We start from the raw sequence: 16540 nt of genomic DNA, 5'->3' as shown, positions 1-16540 counted from the left end.
TGCACTTCTTTTTACTAATAAACTGGTTCGCTGCATCTTGCTGAGTTGCAAAGCCAATTTTTGAGCCAATAGAATTAGTTGATATTAATCCAGCGACAGTATTTTTTACCATGCTACTAAAAGAGCCGCTAGGACCCGTTACTATGTTTGCTTCAGCATAATCCCAAGACATTGGTAAAGCCTGTCGTCCAAAAGTATCGCCTGGGCACTGTACTCCAGTCTTAAATGTAGCTATTGAGCTAGAGCGATTCGCAGTCTTGCTTGTGCTCAATCCCAAGTAAAGCGCAACTGCATCTGCGTAATCAAAAACCTGATTTTTCAGCGCAGAGCCCTCAAAACTATTTACTTAGGTAGTTGAAAGATAATCTTGTAAAATTTTTTCACGAGCATCAGAAACCAAATCACTGAACAAATTTAATGCCACAAGCTGCCGTGAAGTGAAAAGATCACTCCATTTGTTCATTCCATAGTTACCGATCCGAAATCCGAGTGCTTTTTGAAAAAATTCAACATCTGGCTTCCATGCGGGCGAGGCTTCCTTTGAGACCACTTCATGAGATGACTCAGCGGCAACATAAACTCTACTATGCTGACCTTCTGCCACAATCGCCATTAGACGCGCGGAAATCCGGCCCGCTTTACTTTCAGCTCGAATATATTTCGCATCAATTGGGGTTTCTGACATCAAGCATTTGAAATTTGCTTGATTGAGCTTCGTCCCCGCCTTGGCCTCCGCCGGCGGCTTCCCCACCTTCACCGTAAACCGATAACTGTCCCCCTCAATCACCGGCTCGACATAAACCTCCTTGCCCGCCTTGCTCGACAACATGAAGGTCGAAGCCAGCGGCACCTCGACACGGCGAAACGCCGGATTCGGACTCTTCACCGTCCGCGCCCACAGCCAGGCAATCACCGTCAGCTTTTGCCCGACATAGGGCGCCAGATCCGGCCGCTCCGCCGCCATCTCGGCGGTGATCTCCACCGGCGGATACAGATGCCCGATGCGCTTTTGCGCCTCATCACGCATCCACTGCCCGTAATAGCGCACGTCCTCCGCCAGCCCGCGCGCCCCGCGCCAATCCTGAGCGAGCAAATCGCGCTTGGCGCGCGCCTCCGGATTGACCGGCGCACGACCGGCAAACTTCGGCGGAATCTCGATCATCGCCTTGTTGATCAGCACCGCTACCGGATTCAAATCGCTGGCATAAGCCTCCAGCCTCAAGCGCTGGGCTTCCAGCGGCAGCGCGCCGCCGCCCGCAAAGGGATCATGAAACGCCGGCAACCGCTCGGGATCGAACAACTCAGCCGCTTGCGGATGATCGCGGTTCAGCTCACAGGTCTCGCGCCAGGACTTGCGAATCTCCGCGCGCGCCCGCTCCAATACGGCCTCGTTGGTGGTGTTCTCCCACAACACCAACTCCTCAAGCAGCCGAAACAAGCGCTTGCGACTCGCCGCCCAACTGCCTTTCAGATGCCCCGGCGGCACCTCGCCCGGATGCTCCAACTCCCACGGCCAGGACGGATCATTCACAAACTGGGCAAAAATCACCGCCCGCGCCGCCGCCAGTGGCCGCCGCGCCCACCACAGATGCAAGGTGCTCGGATGCCCGTGGCGAATCGACTTCTCCCGCGCCGCAGCGGCATTGATGGCATCGAGCGGCAGGGCGACTTCGATCAGCTTTTTGGGGGCTTTGATGGGGTGGTTGGTCATGGAATCATTCCGGGGAGAAAGGCGGTTCGGTCCTATTTGAGCAGTCGCACGCTGTCACGGACACTTTTTCAGTGCAACATCGTGCAAGGGAAACGCGCGCTGAATCGCCTTGTCTTGGATATCCAGTTTCGTGACGCCGCGTTGCTCTCCCGCGTTGAAGTACGCCACAAAGGACTGAGCACCGCTGCTGAACTCGGGCATCAAACGACAATCCCGTTGTAGCGGGCACCACCTTCGCATGAGTGGCAAAAGTTAAGATCGCCAAAGGCGCGTTGCTTGTTGCCGTTGCGAAGTGTGGCTTTGTCCTGCCCGACAACGAGTGCAAGGTCAGATTGACATGATGCGCTCTGAGGTACCCAGTGGCCGACGAATTCTGACGGTGTTTCGCCGGCAGCTAGAACCGAGGCTGAGATCAGCAGGATGAGAATGGATAGGATCAAAGGCATGGTTCTCCTCCACATTTGGGGCAAATTCTGGTGGTCCAAAAAGGTTTCCTATCTCTTAGTTTTCAGCAGGAACCGTTGACTCATGACTTCAAGTAGCTCCAGCAGTAAATCAACTTTCTCGCACCATTTGTCTATTTTGTAGTTCGGCCATCGTCTCTGGAAATCTTCAGGTACATTCAAATTAAGGCGGTTTTGTAATTCGCTTGCGACAAATTGAACAAACTCGGATTTCTTGGAATCGTTCTTGAAGCTTCCAAGATTGAACATGATTGATCCATCGCTCCAAACTGTATAAATGGCCAATTTGGAGAAACCCGACCATTTAGGATTAAAAGAACCACTTCGTTTTCCAGTTCCCCAATTGAACTCGCAGTCGAGTTCTTGCGATTTGTCAAAAACCTTCTTGACTGCTCCATACTGAACCTTGTTTAATCGGTTGCTCGCATCCACAAAAAAAGACTCTTTATCCCACTGTCGATTTTGTCCTTTTTGAACAGAAATAACTCTCTTTACTTGACGAGCTTCTTCTGTGTAACCAAACAGTGTCGGCGCTACAATTTTGTTTCCATCGTATTCATGCTGCCTAGCCTCGACTAAAAGAACTTCGGCTCTTTCCATTTGTTTGTTCAAGAAATCAACGAGGCTTTTAAGTTCAGGAGGAGATTCCTCCATGAAAAATATCAAACGAACCTGTCCTTCCCTCAGGTTTTCTTGGACATGCTGAAAGAAGTCATCGACGGTCTCTGTTTTTTCCGGCTGTAGTCTTTTTAACTCCTCGTCTAAAGATAAGCCATTGGTTTTCGCCGATTGCCCCGCATAGCCGCGAATTTCCTCCTTGGACCAGTAATAATGCCCGTTTGCAGCATACTCGAGCATTTGACCAACTATTTCTCTTCTTGCGCGAGTATCTCGATATCTCTTGCATTCAACAAAGGTCGGCATTGCATCTTGATCTGTAAAAAAGAAATCGATACTCCATCGATCTTCTCCAGTACCTGGGTCTGGTACTGGCATTTCCCGCTTGATTAACAGCCAACGGCGTGGATCAGAAGGATTTATTTGGTCGCCGGGAATAAGATCAGGGTTTAGTTCAAGAATTCGCTGAAGCTCGCTCGTTTCATTTTTGCAGTGAACGACAGACATTGGCACTGTATTTCCATCACTGTTCAGTATGTAGATTATTCCCACAGTCTTGGTCCCATAGTCGTGACGCGCAAGAATGGCTGCGTAGATGAAATTGAGTCAAACCGCAATTTACTTCATACCCAGGCTTCGCGGATATGGTTGAAGTTGATTGCTTCCAACTTTCTCCCAGCGGCGTAGTGATAGAGAGGAAGATCGGCGGTCAACAGTACTAAAGGCTGTTGCTGCGCAACCTGAAAAAGACCAGCATCGGTGATGCCCAACTTAAAGTAAATGGGTGTGGCGACGATCTCGGCGGCGGGCGGGAAAATCTCACGCTGTGCCTGGGCGAATTCCGCCAGATGGCTGAACGCATACTGCTTTCGCTTGGGTTCAAGCCAATCCAAGAGGTTCGATACTTCCGCAAGCACGTGCGGTGTCATGCACTTCGAGCCAAAAAGACCTACCAATTCATTGATTTGTTCGTAATCCTGGGTGGTGAAGTTTCGCGTGCGCTTGAAAGCTTCGACCTCGCCACTTCCCAACCGGCCAACAATGAGCACGGTCAACAGATTGGCATCAATCAAAACGCCTTTGCGTCTGGATATGAGCGGATGCTGCCGCATGTCAGAGGTTCCGCAGCGTGATTGAAATCAAGTGACCATCCTTTGGGTCAATCCGAAAAACCTTGTATTCCCGTTTGCGTTCCTCCTCAATCGTTGGAAAGTGTTTTGGTCCGGTCTGGCGCTTGATGTGGTGAGGAGAGTCATAGCCCAAGGTGATAAGCCAGTGCTGGTCATCTTCATCGAACCCGACCTCCTCGAGCGCCAAATTCGTGAGCGATTCCGGCTCAAATAACTCCTTGGCCTGGTTGCGTGCCCGTTGCACGGCCGTTTTTATGTCAATTAACTGTGGTTGTTGTGCTTCCATCATGGCAGCCTTGTTTTGTGTAGGTTATCAAAGGAGGCCAGGACCCTATTTATCCCATGACGAAACAACTTCTCCCGCGCCGCTGCGGCATTGATGGCATTGAGCGGCAGGGCGACTTCGATGAGCTTCTTGGGGGCTTTGATGGGGTGAGTCATGGTTGAATTTTTGCTTGATCGGCAGAAGAGGTGGGATCCCAGACGCGAGAAAAGCCGAGATCGGTGAAATCCTTGGTATTGGCCGTTGCAAATTCCGTCACGCCGTGGTGAAGCAGCGTGAAGGCCAGACGCAGATCGAAAATACGCCGACGAGCCACATCGGCACGGGCGGCCAATGGCCAAACCCGGCGCATGACGGGTGCTTGTTCAAGCAACCTCCAGTGTGGGTTGTTCCGATAACCCTGACAGGTTGCAGCAGCCTCTTCAGCGCTCATGGGAACCTTTAGAATCTGCGGATTACGCAGCAACACATAAAATTCGACCAAGACCAACTCGCAAATTGCAACGTCGTCGCGCTCACCGCAAGCCTGGATGAAGGTGAAAGCAGCCGCATGTTGGGGACATCCTCGTTGAGCGCATACAAGAGAAGATTGGTATCAATCGAAATCATTTTTCGTGGCCATCAATGTCATTGGCCAGCAAACGCCAATCTTCAGCAGGCTTCTGAAAACGACCGAGTGCGCGCGGTTTTGGAGGCGTCCAAGCGCTCATGGGCCTGTCACTTGGGGGGTACATACTAACAATGTACTCAACACCGCGACGCAGGACTTCCGGTAAAGGCCATTCACGTTCGCTGGCGATTCGCTGGGCTTCCCGATAAAGATCATCAGGCAGCGAGAGTTGGGTTTCGATCATATGCGAGCAAATCCTTCAGATTGAAGTTAATCGACGCCACCCCCAAGCCGGTTCCCGATCAAAGGGATTGCGCAGGTAGTAAGGCCCCTCGGTACGGTCATCGTATTCATTCCACGTAGCAAGGCCACTGCCATTAAGTTAAGGATGTTCCGTTTTCCCTGAGCTTGTCGATGTGACAACTGAAAGTCAGCCTGGTGGATGCGCTTCGCTTATCCACCCTACAAGTGGGCGCGTAGGGTGGATAAGCCCGAAGGGCGCATCCACCAGAAATGGCTTAACTTAATGGTCGTGTTGTTTTGTGTAGGTTATCAAAGGGGGCTAGGACCCTATTTATCCCATGACGAATCGACTTCTCCCGCGCCGCAGCGGCATTGATAGCATCGAGCGGCAGAGCGACTTCGACGAGCTTCTTGGGGGCTTTGATGGGAGTCATGTGGGCATCCAGTTGAAGAGGGCGATGAGACCTTGGCGCACCTGGGCTTGATCGGGTAAGGACAAGCGACCAAGGCAAGGATTCACCAGACGGTGATCGAGGGTAAAGAGTTTGAACCGTACCCGCGACGGGGCGGGTAAACCGGCGGCGTCCAGATCCTCGATCAGGCAATCGAGTGGCCAGGGGGCGTGGTAGGCGGACGTAATCATCGCCATGACAGAATGGCCCGCAGGCTGATTGAACCTCGACGCCTCGGAGATGATCAGGGCGGGGCGATGCTTGGTGGCCCCGCGATCCGTGAAGGGAAAGGGCACCCGCACTACGTCAAAGGCGTTATAGGTCACGATAGGCGTCTTCATCCGCCGCGCTACTCCATTCGCCAAGCGTGTCTGCCACGGCGTGGAGATACTCCAGGTCCAGTGGATTGGCGCGGCGCACACGCACCCAACCATCATCGCTCGCCTCCCAGGCAATCCGATCACCCGGTTTGACGTTGAGCAAGAGGCGGATTTCCTGAGGAATGATGGTTTGCCCTTGGGCGGTGATCTCGCCAATGCTGGTCATAGCGACGCTCCGGTCTGTTTAGTTGCGCGCTGAGAAAATTTCCACCGAGACGAATTCCGAAATTGCGATTAGGGTGTCGGGGTGGATCTGGGTGGATTTGGGGGGATCTGGGCTATTCGTCTCCGGGAAGCGGTGGGCGATCTTCAACACGGTCTAGGATTGCCTGAAAAGCGGCGGGATCAGCGCGCTCGGCTCGGGAGCGAAGATAGTTTTCCGCCGTGATGGCGGAGATTTTTTCAGCGACGGCGCTAGAGATGAATTGATCAATCGGGACGCCATCCAACTGGGCCATTTCGTTGAGATGGCGCTCGATGGAGTTCGGCAGGGTAAGGTAGAAGTTTGTCATAAGGTTTCCAGTAAGGCTCCTGGTGTGATCACCTAAATGCCAAATTTTTCAGCCGGCGAAAAATCTCGGATGTTAAAGGTCACAATTTGCGCTCCCTGCGCGGCAACGGCGAGTTCTAGCACCATGTCGTCTTTTGGGTCGGGTAAACAGGGACGCCAGAGGAAATAAACCTGCTGATAATCTGCCATGGCGCAGAGTTGATCGAGGATAATGTCGACTTCAGGATCCGCTAGGTTTAGTGTGTTCTGATTTCTCTTGAGTATTTCCTCGTACTCAAATAAGAGGGGCGTTGAGAGAACAAGCCGAACTTTACCGCCCCAAAGTGCTTTCAGCAACTGGTGGGATTTTCCAACCTTGGAAAACAGGCCAGCGTAGAGAACGTTCGTATCAAGGACGATTCGAGCCGGCATTTGGTTGTGCGATTCATGATCCTCGTGCATTAATTTTCAGATTATCCAGAGGCTTGGGGGGATGCCCGTCCGAGCAGTTCCCTTAACGCGTAATTGACCGACGCCACCCCCCAAGCCGGCTCCCGATCAAAGGGATTGCGCAGGTAGTAAGGCCCCTCGGTGCGATCATCGGGGTGCACCAGCACGATGGCGAGGACGAACTTCGCGCCCTGGTTGAAGGCGTAGAGCATCTCGTTGCGGGTGATGGTCACCGTGGTGGCACCGGCGGCGCGGCCTTTGACTTCAATGTGGCGTGGCAGGGGTTGGGGCTGAAGATTCGCTGGCGGGTAGGCGGTGAGATCCCAGCCGCATTTGGCGGCGGAGACGTCTTCGACGGTCCAGCCGCGTGCCTCCTCGGCGTGGCGCACGGCGGTCATCGCCAGTTGTTCGATATGGGCGCGGGCCTGGGCGTCAGCGCTGAGGACATCCGGCTCGGCGGGGGCTCTGCCACGGCGTTGGCGCAGCAGGCCGGCGGGGATCACCAGCGCCGCGCCAATCACCGCCGGTGGGCTGTTGATGACGTGGCGCATGACTTCGAGTTCGCGCTTGCGTCGGTCGAGCCGGCCTTGCAGGTCGAGTATGGTGCGCTGGGCGTTGTCGAGGTTGAGGCGCACGTCCTTGCCGGCCTCTTTGTCTTCGCGCAGGCGCTCCCAACGGTCGGTCCAGAAGCTGATTTCCTTGGTCAGGCGCTCATGCACCGCGACCAGGGTCTTTTCGATATGGGCGATACGCCGCTCCGCGATCTCCTGATAATGGACCGGTGCCAGGGTGGCGGTGGCGAGCGCGACGGCGCGGTCCTCGATGTTGGCAGGAAATAGGGGTAAGCAGTTAGCAATTAGGTCATCGGCCTCGCTGGTTCCTTCATCGTCAATTGGACAACCCGCCTCTTCGCTATCTCCTAACTCCTGTTTCCTATCTCCTAATCCCAAGGGTTCGAGGTCCAGATGCGGCGCCCAGCCGGCGAACTGGGTCTGGCCGTCCGGCGCTACCCGCACGAATTGCAGGCGGGTGGAGAGGATGGTGCCATCGCCGGCCTGGACTTTGTGGGTGAGCAACAGCAGCAGATGGGGCGTGAGGCCATCATCGGCCGGATCGACCAGGATGGCACCCTGGCGCAGCAGATTACCGTGGCGCTCCAGCAGCACGTCGGTCATGGCCAGCATCAGCGGATGACCGGGGTGCATCAGCACCGCGCCCGGGTCGCCGGGCCGGTCCGCGAGGCGGGTGGCGTCGCGCTCGAAGCAGATGCGCTCGTAGCGCGCGAGCACGGGTTCGGTCTCGCGGCGATTGCGGCCGCTCAGGCGCCGGTCGCGCTCGCGCAGGCTGGCGGGGACGTGGGTGATCTCGAAGCGGCCCTGCTCGCGGCGGTGGGCGCTGCCGTGCAGGGCCTCGAAGGCGCGCAGGAAGAAAGCGCGCACGAAATAGGGCTGCAAGCGCCGGGCTTCGGCTTCTTCCATCTGGCGCTTGACCTTGAACAGTTGCTCGGGGCCGAGGGTTTCTTGCGTCAGCGCATTGCGCGCGAGCAGGTCTTGCAGGCGCTGGTGATCGAGCGCGGTCTCAATGCGCTGGGTGAGCCGCGCGCGCACCTCGGGCTGGTCGCCGTAGCGGATGGCCTCCAGCAGCAGATCGCGCAGGCGGATGTTCTCGAAGACTTCGCCCAAGATGTCGAACACTCGCCCGTTGAGCGCCTGGCCTTCGATTTCCAGCTTGGTCAGCAGGCGGGCGTAGACATCGCCCTCGCGGGTCTCGGCGGCGACCAGGTTCCATAGGTGACAGACTTCGGTCTGACCGATACGGTGGATGCGCCCGAAGCGTTGCTCCAGCCGGTTGGGGTTCCACGGCAGGTCATAGTTGACCATGAGGTTGGCGTTTTGCAGGTTCACGCCTTCGCCAGCGGCATCGGTGGCGATGAGGATGCGCACCTTCGGGTCGGAGCGAAATTGTGCCTGGCGTTTCTTGCGCTCGTCGCCATGGGTGCAGCCGTGGATGACGACAATAGCATCTTCGCGCCCGAGCACGCCGGCAATGCGTGCGTGCAGGTAGTTCAGGGTGTCTCGGTGCTCGGAGAAGATGATCAGCTTGCGCTGGCGACCGGCGTCATTCTGCATCTCCGGGCGGTGCTGCAACAGCCGTGACAGCTCGTCCCACTTGCGATCCTGCCCGGAGGCGACCACGGTCTTGGCCTGGTGCTCCAGGCCACGCAGGAAAACGATTTCGCTTTCCAGCTCGGCGACGGTGCGCGCGGCGGTGGCCTGATCGACCAACGTTTCCTCCAGGGTTTCCTGCTCCTCGGCGTTCAGATCGTCGTCGTCCTCGGGCAGGTCCAGGCCGTCGAGGGTTTCGGCGTGCAGGGTCTGGGCGCGCAAGCCGAGCTTTTCCTCGCGCAGGCGACTTTCGAGCCGTTCGCGCCGGCGTTTGAGGGATTGATAGATGGCCTCGGGGCTGGAGGCGAGTCGCCGCTGTAGGGCAGTGAGCGCGAAGCCGACCGAATTGCGGCGCTTGCCGCCGATCTCATCGGCTTTGCCCATTTCGGTCTGCACATAGGCGGTGACGGCCTCATAGAGCGCCACTTCCGGCGGGGAGAGTTCATAGTTGACCGTGTAGGCGCTCCGCTCCGGGAACAGCGGGGTGCCGTCGAACTTGACCAGTTCTTCTTTGACCAGGCGGCGCATCAGGTCCGAGGCGTCGACCTGGTGCACCCCATCGCGGAACTTGCCATAGAAACGGTCGGAGTCGAGCAGCGAGAGAAAGAGCTGAAAATCTTCCTCCTTGCCATTGTGCGGGGTGGCGGTCATCAGCAGCAGATGCCGCGTCTCGGCCCCCAGGGCTTCGGCGAGGCGAAAACGCCCGGTCTTCTCAAGCTTGGTGCCGAAAAAGTGCGCGGCGAGCTTGTGCGCTTCATCAAACACGATCAAGTCCCAGCCAGCGGCGCAGGCTTGGTCTTGGAGGGTCTCGTTGCGCGCGAGCTGATCGAGCCGGGCGATGAGGCGGGGAAAGTCGGCGAAGGGATTGCCACTGGGCGCGGCTTGGATCAAGCCTGGCGAGACGACCTGAAAACGCAGGTCGAATTTCTCCAGCAGTTCCTCGCGCCATTGCTCGACCAGGCTGCCGGGGGCGACGATCAGGATGCGCTCGGCATCGGCGCGCAGCAGCAGCTCGCGGATGTAGAGCCCGGCCATGATGGTCTTGCCAGCGCCGGGGTCATCGGCCAGGACGAAGCGCAGCGGCTGACGCGGCAGCATGGCGTCATAGACCGCTGTGATCTGGTGCGGCAGCGGGTCGACGTTGGAGGTACCGCCAGCAGCGGATCGAAGAGGAAGGCGAGATCGATGCGCTTGGCCTCGCACACCAGTTGAAATTCAGCACCATCGCCATCGAAGGCAAAGGGGCACTCAGCAGTGGCGGGGGCGATGGGGGCGGCGTCTTCGGTGGTGAGCAGACGCTCGCGGATGTCGCCGTTGGGCAGGCGATAGAGCAATTGGGAAACAGTCTCACCAGCTGGCACGGCGGCCACGACCGTGACGATCTGGTTGGGCTCAACGCCGGCCAGTCGTTGGCCAGGGGCAAAATCCGTTAGCAGCATGCCAGGCGCTCAGGGGAGGGTTCCAGTCACAGCACAATGAAGGATGGACAGAAGCAAGGATTCGCGCTGAACGGCGGAGAGGTTTCCGCCTCATCAGCAAAGCCTTCGCCGCAACAGTACAAGAAATCGAGACGCACAGAAAGTTTTTTCCGTTTACACGAAGAATCGGAGGAATTATCCAGAAATCGGCAAAAACGGACAAATTTTGTAGGGAATTTGCCTACAAGCGTACTCTTTTCGCAGTTTCGATTACGTCTGGATTACGCCGATCATTGTGCATCAAAACCCAGTTTTGCAGGGTGTCGACGCAAAGAGTGCGACAGCAAGGCGGCGGAGCAAGCGACGCCAGTAATGGCCAAGTTAGACGAGAAATTTGTTGTTGCCAGGCGGCTTCGTTCGGACGAAGACGAAGTCCGCAGCCGCAGCCCAAACAAACGTCGCGCAGCTCCCCGTTCAGATCGAGCGTGTCGCCACCTTCAAGACACCCGATGGCAAGTGCTTCACCACCGAAGCCGAAGCTCTCATACACGTCGCCAAGTCGAAGTTCAGTGATCGCGTTGAGGCCTACATCACCGCCAAAGGCGAGTGGCCGAAGGGCACAGCCGGACGGGCGCGCAACATCATCGGTGAGTTCCTGGCTTGGAAAGAGTCGCAGAAGTAAGACCGAGCCTGACTAGCAAGATTCTTCAGATCTGCCACCTTTTCGATGGCAGACAAGAAAAATGGCGCACAATGGGGTTACCCGCCTCACCTTAGGATCAGCCATGTCGATGCATCGCGTTCAATTCCAGCCCGGCTTGTCATTGCCGGATTTTCTCGCGCAGTTTGGCTCTGAGGCGCAGTGCGAACGCGCATTGGAGCAGGCCCGCTGGCCGGAGGGATTTCGCTGCCCCGAGTGTGGTGATGCCCACGCCTATGTTCTCCAGGGCGGGAGCCGGAAAATATTTCAGTGCCGAGGGTGCCGCAAACAAACCTCGGTGATCGCCGGGACTCTTTTCCAGAGCACCCACGTGCCGCTGACCGTGTGGTTTCTAGCTATCTACCTGATTAATCAGGCGAAGACTGGGCTATCCACCCTCGCCCTGAAACGCCACTTGGGCGTGAGTTATCCAACCACGCGGATGATTCGAGACAAGCTGATTCGGACGCCGAGTGAGCCGGACAGCAACTACACCTTTCAGGGGAATCTCCGCTCGACGTCTGCCAGTAAGAAAAGTGTACAATCCAGGAAACAAGCACGCGACGCGTAGTTGCCGTGTTGGGCGATGAAGATCATCTGCGCGTTCTTGGCTTGGGAAGAGCAGAACGCTTGATCGCCATGCCTCTGCCTATCACACCGAGGCTTCTTGCTGAGTACTCTTGGGCTGGTGACTGCGACCAGCGGGTGGGTCTCCCCCATTGCCGCCATTGGAGTGGTCCGGCGGCTTCGGAGTACTGGCAGCTCCGGTAATCGCTCTACGTGGAAGGGCTTGGGGCAATGACTTAAGCCTGCAAATTTTCTGAAATTTTTTGGGAAATCCCACAACCCAGGCGACCGCAATACCCCAATCTCGCGCCTCATCATCCAAGCCAACACCCCCATACCCGGGAACTGAGACCCGGTCCCCCACTTCGGATTCTGTTCAATCCCGATAGAGTCCCGTCCTTTCCCCTCGCGGCTCACGCCTGAATGAGAAAAGGCGAGATGACACGGAGGACTGCGGTCATCCGTTCCCGCTAGCCTGGTCACCCGCGTCGAACCGCCGTCACCGACTGACGCCTTGCGCCCGGTGGGCGCGTCGGGGGTGGGGCGGCAAGCTGGCGACCAGAAGAACTTCCTCGCTGCACAGTCGTAGGGAGCGCCAGACGTCCCATCAGCCCTAACCGGCTGGTAGCACACTAGATCCCGATCAAGTCCCCGTTCCCACCCACAGCTGCGGTCACCGCCATCAAGGCACTTCGCGGCAACATCCAACCTGTTCGACAACCATGGAGGGCCATAACATGCCCAATACACCGCAAAACAACAATAAACCCCGTCCCTTGGGACTTGTCCTGACACGCCGCCCCGGCGAGTTGATCATGCTCAAGCTGCCCGAGGATCTCGGCAACCACCGCATACAGATCGCCTGCGTCAGTGTCAATCGCAACCAGGCCAAGATCGCCGTCCGCTGTCCGAAAGACTGAAATATTTACCGTGGAGAGCTGCGCGGGGAGTACATCGCCGCGAGCGGTCACCCCGATGTCGCCGAGTACGCGCAAGCAGAGCCACTGCTGGGTACAACGCCGGAAACCGGAACTTCGAAGAAGCGCCCGATCATCCTACGCAAACAGCCGCGCCGCCGGGAGTTCGACGTATGAGCGAGGAACCCTTCTTTCTGACCGACGAAGACATCGCCGACCTCACCGGTTACGTCCGCACCGACAAGCAGCGCGAGCATCTGAGGGAACTGGGCATCCCGTTTTTTCCTGACCGCGACGGGAGACCACGAGTACCAAGGAACGTCTTCCGCCTGTTTGCTATCCCTCAGCGCTTCCGTGTCATCGAGGGGGATATTGAGTACCGAGCGCCTTATCCCTTGCCACCAAGACCCAAGAACCTCGAAAAAGGTTCATAACAACGGCAGAAATTGGGAGAGCGCGATCAAGCATACCCGACAGAGACTGCGAGTACGCCAGTCGTTAGCTCCGCACAACAAGAAGCATGTTGGTTGTCTCAAGGTTCCCGGAGGTCGCTAACCTGATTAAGTGACTTATCTTCAACTACCTACCAAGTTTAAGGTACGGACACAGGAAATCGAGAACAGGTGAGCTTGAAGCCGCCATGATGGAGAACACTAAATAACTAGCTAAACCCTTGATGGTCGGACTGGTAAACAGTCGATGTAAAGGTAAGCTGATCTCAAGCTTGGCACTATCCACCTTGAGGCGACTGAGACGAAGAACGGAAAATATCGGAGTGTTCCGCTGAACCAAACAGCACGTGCTGCGTTGCTTTCTCGAGCGAGCTGGCGGGCAAGTCACCTACCCGACTGTCCGCTGGTTTTCGTGAAGCAAAACGGCGCACGCATCCGAGATGCGCGAAAGGGCTTTCTTGCAGCCTGTCGAAAGGCGGGTATCGACGACTTCCGCTTTCACGACCTTCGCCACACATGTGCCGCTTGGCTTGTCACCGCAGGAGTGCCACTAACCGAGGTTCGAGACTTACTTGGTCATTTCTCGATCACCATGACAGAGCGATATGCCCACCTCGCCCCAGACCGCGTCCGCTCAGCTGTTGCCGTTCTAGATGAGTCACGATCGCGTCACGCCAAGGGCAACGAAGCCAGAGCTGTATTGGTAAGCAAATGTTTCAGCTCAGCAAATGACACAGCAACCCATCGGCCAGCTTGGGCTCGAACCAGGTGGATTTTGGCGGCATGAGGGCCTTGGCGTCGGCGACGGCCATGAGTTCCCGCGCGCTGGTGGGATGCAGCGCGAGCGCGAGGCGCATCTGGCCCTGGTCGACGGGTTCGGTCAGGCCGGCGATACCCCGGCTGCCGCCAACGAAGTCGATGCGCTCGTCGGTTCTGGGGTTGTCGATGCCGAGCAGGGGACGGATCAGAAAGTCCTGCAGCAGGCTGGCGTCGAGTTGGCTGGCCGGTCCCCGGGAGATGCCTTGCTCGCGCGGCTCGGCTTTAATGGTCAGGCGATACCACTGGTGGTCAAGATACAGACCGAAAACACCCGCGGCCTCCGGTGTGACGGGAGTGGGGTGGGGCTCAAGCGCGAAATTCTCTTCCAAGCCGCTGAGAAACGACTGCGCGGTCAAGCAGTTGAGATCGCGAATCAGGCGATTGTAGGCGAGGATTCGCGTCTGGTCGTCGGGGAAGATGGCGGCGAGAAAACCACCGGCGTCTGCTAAGTCTGGATGATCCTCGGCGACTCTTGCCGCGGCGGCGCAGCGGTGGTGACCGTCGGCAATGTAAAGCGCATTCAGGGCCTCGTAAGCGCTGCAGAGCTCTGTGATGGCGTCCGGAGCCTGCAGGGTCCAGAGCTGGTGAGTCACGCCATCCTCGGCCTGGACATCGATTGTGGGTGGTGCGCTGCTGTACTCGGCCAGCCGTTGTTGAATGATGTCGTTCGCGCGGTGAATGAGAAAAACCGGACCGGTTTGCGCCGCCAGCGCTTGGATATGGCGCACGCGGTCGTCTTCTTTCGCCGGGCGGGTCAGCTCGTGCTTCTTGATGCGCCCGTCACGGTAGGCGGCGACCGAGGCAATGGCCGCGATCCCGGTCTGGCGATGCTGTCCCTGGGTTAAACGGTAGATATACAGGCAAGGGGTCGGGTCGCGTTGCAACAACTCTTGTTGCCGCAGCGCCATAAAGTTCTCCCCTGCCTTGGCGTAGGCGGCGGGGGTGCTCGGGTCGCTGCCCGGCGGCAGATCGATCTCCGGGCGCGAGACATGCAGAAAGCTGTGCGGTCTGCCTTGCACCATGGTGCGCGCCTCCTCGGTGCTCATCACGTCATAGGGCGGCGCGATGATGTCCTTGGCGCGTCCAGTCGCGGGCCGCAGCGCGCGGAAGGGGCTGATCAATGTCATGACGGCTTGACCGGCTCAGCGGGGCGGCGGGGCGTAGAGCAATCCGCCCCGATCCCAGAGGGCATTCAGACCCCGTTTGATGTCCAGCCCTGAGTCCGGGCCCAGGTTGCGCTCGAACATCTCGCCATAGTTGCCGACCGCGGCGATGATGCGCGCCCCCCAGCCTTCACTGAGTCCGAGGTGGGCATTGATATCATTGTCGTCACCGAGCAGGGTGCGGACCTCATCACTGCGGCCGCGTTCGCGGGCGGTGGCGACATTGCCCGAGTCGATGCCAAGGATTTCGGCATTGATCAGGGTAAAGAGCGTCCAGCGCGCCAGCTCGAACCATTTATCGTCGGCGGCGGGGACAGCCGGGCTCAGGGGTTCGCGCGAGATAATCTCGGGCAGGATGCGGTGGGCCTTGGGATCCGGGAACAGGGCGCGTAGCGCATGCAGCTGCGACTGGTCCGCCGTCAGGGTATCGCAGCGACCTTCTTGGTAGGCATCCGCGGCAGTGGGCAGATCATCGAACGGCATGAGCTCCATCGGCATGCGATGGCGGGTGAAATAGCTCTTGGCATTGTCGATGTTGGTGGTTTTCGTGATGGCGCAGACCTTGACATTGGCCAATTCAAGCGCGCTGCGTTTGCCGCTCGTGCGTGGCACCATGAACCCTTGGCCGTCGTGATAGAGCACGCCGACAAAGCGGATGGCTTCAGTCAGTTCCCGCGCCTGGGTCCAGCTGGTATTGCGCGCGAGCACATCGGCACGGCCTTTGGTCAGCGCCTCGAAGCGCTCGGCCGTGGTTGTCGGGATGAACTCAACCTTGTCCGCATCACCCAGCACGGCGGCGGCCAGCGCACGGCAAAAGTCCACGTCGAGCCCGCTCCAGCGACCGTCGCCGGCCTGGAGCGACAGACCGGGAACCTCGCCATTGACGGCGCACCTGAGAGTGCCGCGGGATTTGATCTTGCCCAGGGTATCGGCGCTCGCCAGGCTGGTGGCGAACAGCAAGACCAGGGCCAGTGGCCAGCGCGGCCAGGCGGATGGGAATTTCATGGAGCAGGCCTCATCGTGGCGAAAAGGGGGTTCTCAAAGCTCTGGCTGGCGTGGCGGACCGTCGAGACTGCCCGCTGAGCCTACCAACGGAACAGTGTCCATTGCGGCACCTGCAGGTTGGGTCCAGGCGGGCCGCGGCTCCAGGACATGTCGCCAGAGCCATCCTGATCGATCAGATAATAGGGCGCGCCGGCGCTGGGCGTGATCTTCAGCATATAGACATTGTTATTCACGCTGTATTCCTCGACCCGCCGGTTGTCGAACTGCTTGAGGGTGACCGCGGGCCGGATGTCAGCATCGGTCACACGCAGATCGAGGCTTGAGGCATCAAGGGCGGCGGCCGGCGAGAGGATGGTGGTCATGGTGACCAAGAGGAAGGCAACCGGATTGGGCTTGAAGATCATGAGCGCGGCACAGCGTTTGAATTTCGGTGAATCATAGCAGGAGTTGACCCCAGCTGGCAGATGGTCACGCGCCTGATTCAGTCGTTCCCATTCGGACAG

Annotated in this window: 21 protein-coding genes and 1 pseudogene; 5 read left to right on the top strand and 17 right to left on the bottom strand. The window is 57.8% G+C overall.

The features are described 5' to 3' along the window. Positions 1-346: 346 nt before the first annotated feature. The 14 genes from Thiowin_RS19570 to Thiowin_RS19505 form a co-directional block, all read right to left on the bottom strand. A complete protein-coding gene (locus tag Thiowin_RS19570) occupies positions 347-1711 on the bottom strand; it encodes a DUF1156 domain-containing protein (protein ID WP_328984638.1) in 1365 nt (454 codons plus the stop codon). A 54-nt stretch (positions 1712-1765) separates the two neighbouring features. Then, a complete protein-coding gene (locus Thiowin_RS19565; RefSeq protein ID WP_328984637.1) occupies positions 1766-1912 on the bottom strand; it encodes a hypothetical protein in 147 nt (48 codons plus the stop codon). Then, on the bottom strand, positions 1912-2157 hold the full coding sequence (locus Thiowin_RS19560; RefSeq protein ID WP_328984636.1) for a hypothetical protein: 246 nt from the start codon (positions 2155-2157) through the stop codon (positions 1912-1914). Before Thiowin_RS19560 ends, Thiowin_RS19565 begins: the two co-directional genes overlap by 1 nt. A gap of 48 nt (positions 2158-2205) precedes the next feature. Continuing rightward, the gene (locus Thiowin_RS19555; RefSeq protein ID WP_328984635.1) at positions 2206-3300 is read right to left on the bottom strand and encodes a hypothetical protein; all 1095 of its coding nucleotides are present in this window, start codon (positions 3298-3300) and stop codon (positions 2206-2208) included. Positions 3301-3416: 116 nt separating this feature from the next. Continuing rightward, positions 3417-3905: a PIN domain-containing protein gene (locus Thiowin_RS19550; RefSeq protein WP_328984634.1), complete on the bottom strand. Its 489-nt coding sequence runs from the start codon at positions 3903-3905 to the stop codon at positions 3417-3419. A gap of 1 nt (position 3906) precedes the next feature. Further along, positions 3907-4212 carry a hypothetical protein gene (locus Thiowin_RS19545; protein WP_328984633.1) on the bottom strand — a complete coding sequence of 102 codons (306 nt, stop codon included), beginning with the start codon at positions 4210-4212 and terminating at the stop codon, positions 3907-3909. A gap of 148 nt (positions 4213-4360) precedes the next feature. After that, positions 4361-4738 (bottom strand): TA system VapC family ribonuclease toxin, encoded by a 378-nt coding sequence (locus Thiowin_RS19540; RefSeq protein ID WP_408034234.1) that lies wholly within the window; start codon positions 4736-4738, stop codon positions 4361-4363. Between the two features lie 73 nt (positions 4739-4811). Continuing rightward, a complete protein-coding gene (locus Thiowin_RS19535; protein ID WP_328984631.1) occupies positions 4812-5060 on the bottom strand; it encodes an antitoxin in 249 nt (82 codons plus the stop codon). Between the two features lie 429 nt (positions 5061-5489). After that, positions 5490-5852, bottom strand: a complete 363-nt coding sequence (locus Thiowin_RS19530) for a type II toxin-antitoxin system PemK/MazF family toxin (protein ID WP_328984630.1) — start codon at positions 5850-5852, stop codon at positions 5490-5492. Continuing rightward, the gene (locus Thiowin_RS19525) at positions 5827-6057 is read right to left on the bottom strand and encodes an AbrB/MazE/SpoVT family DNA-binding domain-containing protein (RefSeq protein WP_328984629.1); all 231 of its coding nucleotides are present in this window, start codon (positions 6055-6057) and stop codon (positions 5827-5829) included. The genes Thiowin_RS19530 and Thiowin_RS19525 overlap by 26 nt, the downstream gene beginning before the upstream one ends. 112 nt (positions 6058-6169) lie before the next feature. Continuing rightward, positions 6170-6403 (bottom strand): hypothetical protein, encoded by a 234-nt coding sequence (locus Thiowin_RS19520; protein ID WP_328984628.1) that lies wholly within the window; start codon positions 6401-6403, stop codon positions 6170-6172. Between the two features lie 32 nt (positions 6404-6435). Beyond that, the gene (locus Thiowin_RS19515; RefSeq protein WP_328984627.1) at positions 6436-6843 is read right to left on the bottom strand and encodes a putative toxin-antitoxin system toxin component, PIN family; all 408 of its coding nucleotides are present in this window, start codon (positions 6841-6843) and stop codon (positions 6436-6438) included. A gap of 11 nt (positions 6844-6854) precedes the next feature. After that, complete coding sequence (locus Thiowin_RS19510; RefSeq protein WP_328988129.1) at positions 6855-10091, bottom strand: helicase-related protein; 3237 nt, start codon at positions 10089-10091, stop codon at positions 6855-6857. After that, positions 9974-10435 (bottom strand): hypothetical protein, encoded by a 462-nt coding sequence (locus tag Thiowin_RS19505; RefSeq protein ID WP_328984626.1) that lies wholly within the window; start codon positions 10433-10435, stop codon positions 9974-9976. The genes Thiowin_RS19510 and Thiowin_RS19505 overlap by 118 nt, the downstream gene beginning before the upstream one ends. Positions 10436-10811: 376 nt before the next feature. Between Thiowin_RS19505 and Thiowin_RS19500 the strand changes: the two genes are divergently transcribed. From Thiowin_RS19500 to Thiowin_RS19480, 5 genes and pseudogenes are all read left to right on the top strand, one after another. Beyond that, positions 10812-11096, top strand: a complete 285-nt coding sequence (locus tag Thiowin_RS19500) for a hypothetical protein (protein WP_328984625.1) — start codon at positions 10812-10814, stop codon at positions 11094-11096. Positions 11097-11199: 103 nt separating this feature from the next. Next, positions 11200-11554, top strand: a pseudogene (locus Thiowin_RS19495) (transposase); the annotation flags it as partial. Positions 11555-12418: 864 nt separating this feature from the next. Continuing rightward, a complete protein-coding gene (locus tag Thiowin_RS19490) occupies positions 12419-12601 on the top strand; it encodes a carbon storage regulator (RefSeq protein ID WP_328984624.1) in 183 nt (60 codons plus the stop codon). A 170-nt stretch (positions 12602-12771) separates the two neighbouring features. Continuing rightward, positions 12772-13032 (top strand): DUF4224 domain-containing protein, encoded by a 261-nt coding sequence (locus Thiowin_RS19485; protein WP_328984623.1) that lies wholly within the window; start codon positions 12772-12774, stop codon positions 13030-13032. Positions 13033-13330: 298 nt separating this feature from the next. Beyond that, a complete protein-coding gene (locus tag Thiowin_RS19480) occupies positions 13331-13837 on the top strand; it encodes a site-specific integrase (protein WP_408034233.1) in 507 nt (168 codons plus the stop codon). Here the strand turns inward: Thiowin_RS19480 and Thiowin_RS19475 are convergent. The 3 genes from Thiowin_RS19475 to Thiowin_RS19465 form a co-directional block, all read right to left on the bottom strand. Beyond that, positions 13767-14996 carry a DUF1015 domain-containing protein gene (locus Thiowin_RS19475; RefSeq protein ID WP_328984622.1) on the bottom strand — a complete coding sequence of 410 codons (1230 nt, stop codon included), beginning with the start codon at positions 14994-14996 and terminating at the stop codon, positions 13767-13769. The genes Thiowin_RS19480 and Thiowin_RS19475 overlap by 71 nt on opposite strands. 15 nt (positions 14997-15011) lie before the next feature. Next, the gene (locus tag Thiowin_RS19470; protein ID WP_328984621.1) at positions 15012-16037 is read right to left on the bottom strand and encodes an amino acid ABC transporter substrate-binding protein; all 1026 of its coding nucleotides are present in this window, start codon (positions 16035-16037) and stop codon (positions 15012-15014) included. An 80-nt stretch (positions 16038-16117) separates the two neighbouring features. Further along, positions 16118-16441 carry a DUF2782 domain-containing protein gene (locus Thiowin_RS19465; protein ID WP_328984620.1) on the bottom strand — a complete coding sequence of 108 codons (324 nt, stop codon included), beginning with the start codon at positions 16439-16441 and terminating at the stop codon, positions 16118-16120. Positions 16442-16540: the final 99 nt, after the last annotated feature.

It is taken from the genome of Thiorhodovibrio winogradskyi (assembly GCF_036208045.1).
GTDB classification, from domain to species: Bacteria; Pseudomonadota; Gammaproteobacteria; order Chromatiales; family Chromatiaceae; genus Thiorhodovibrio; species Thiorhodovibrio winogradskyi.
This window is presented reverse-complemented; position numbering and strand designations above follow the sequence as displayed.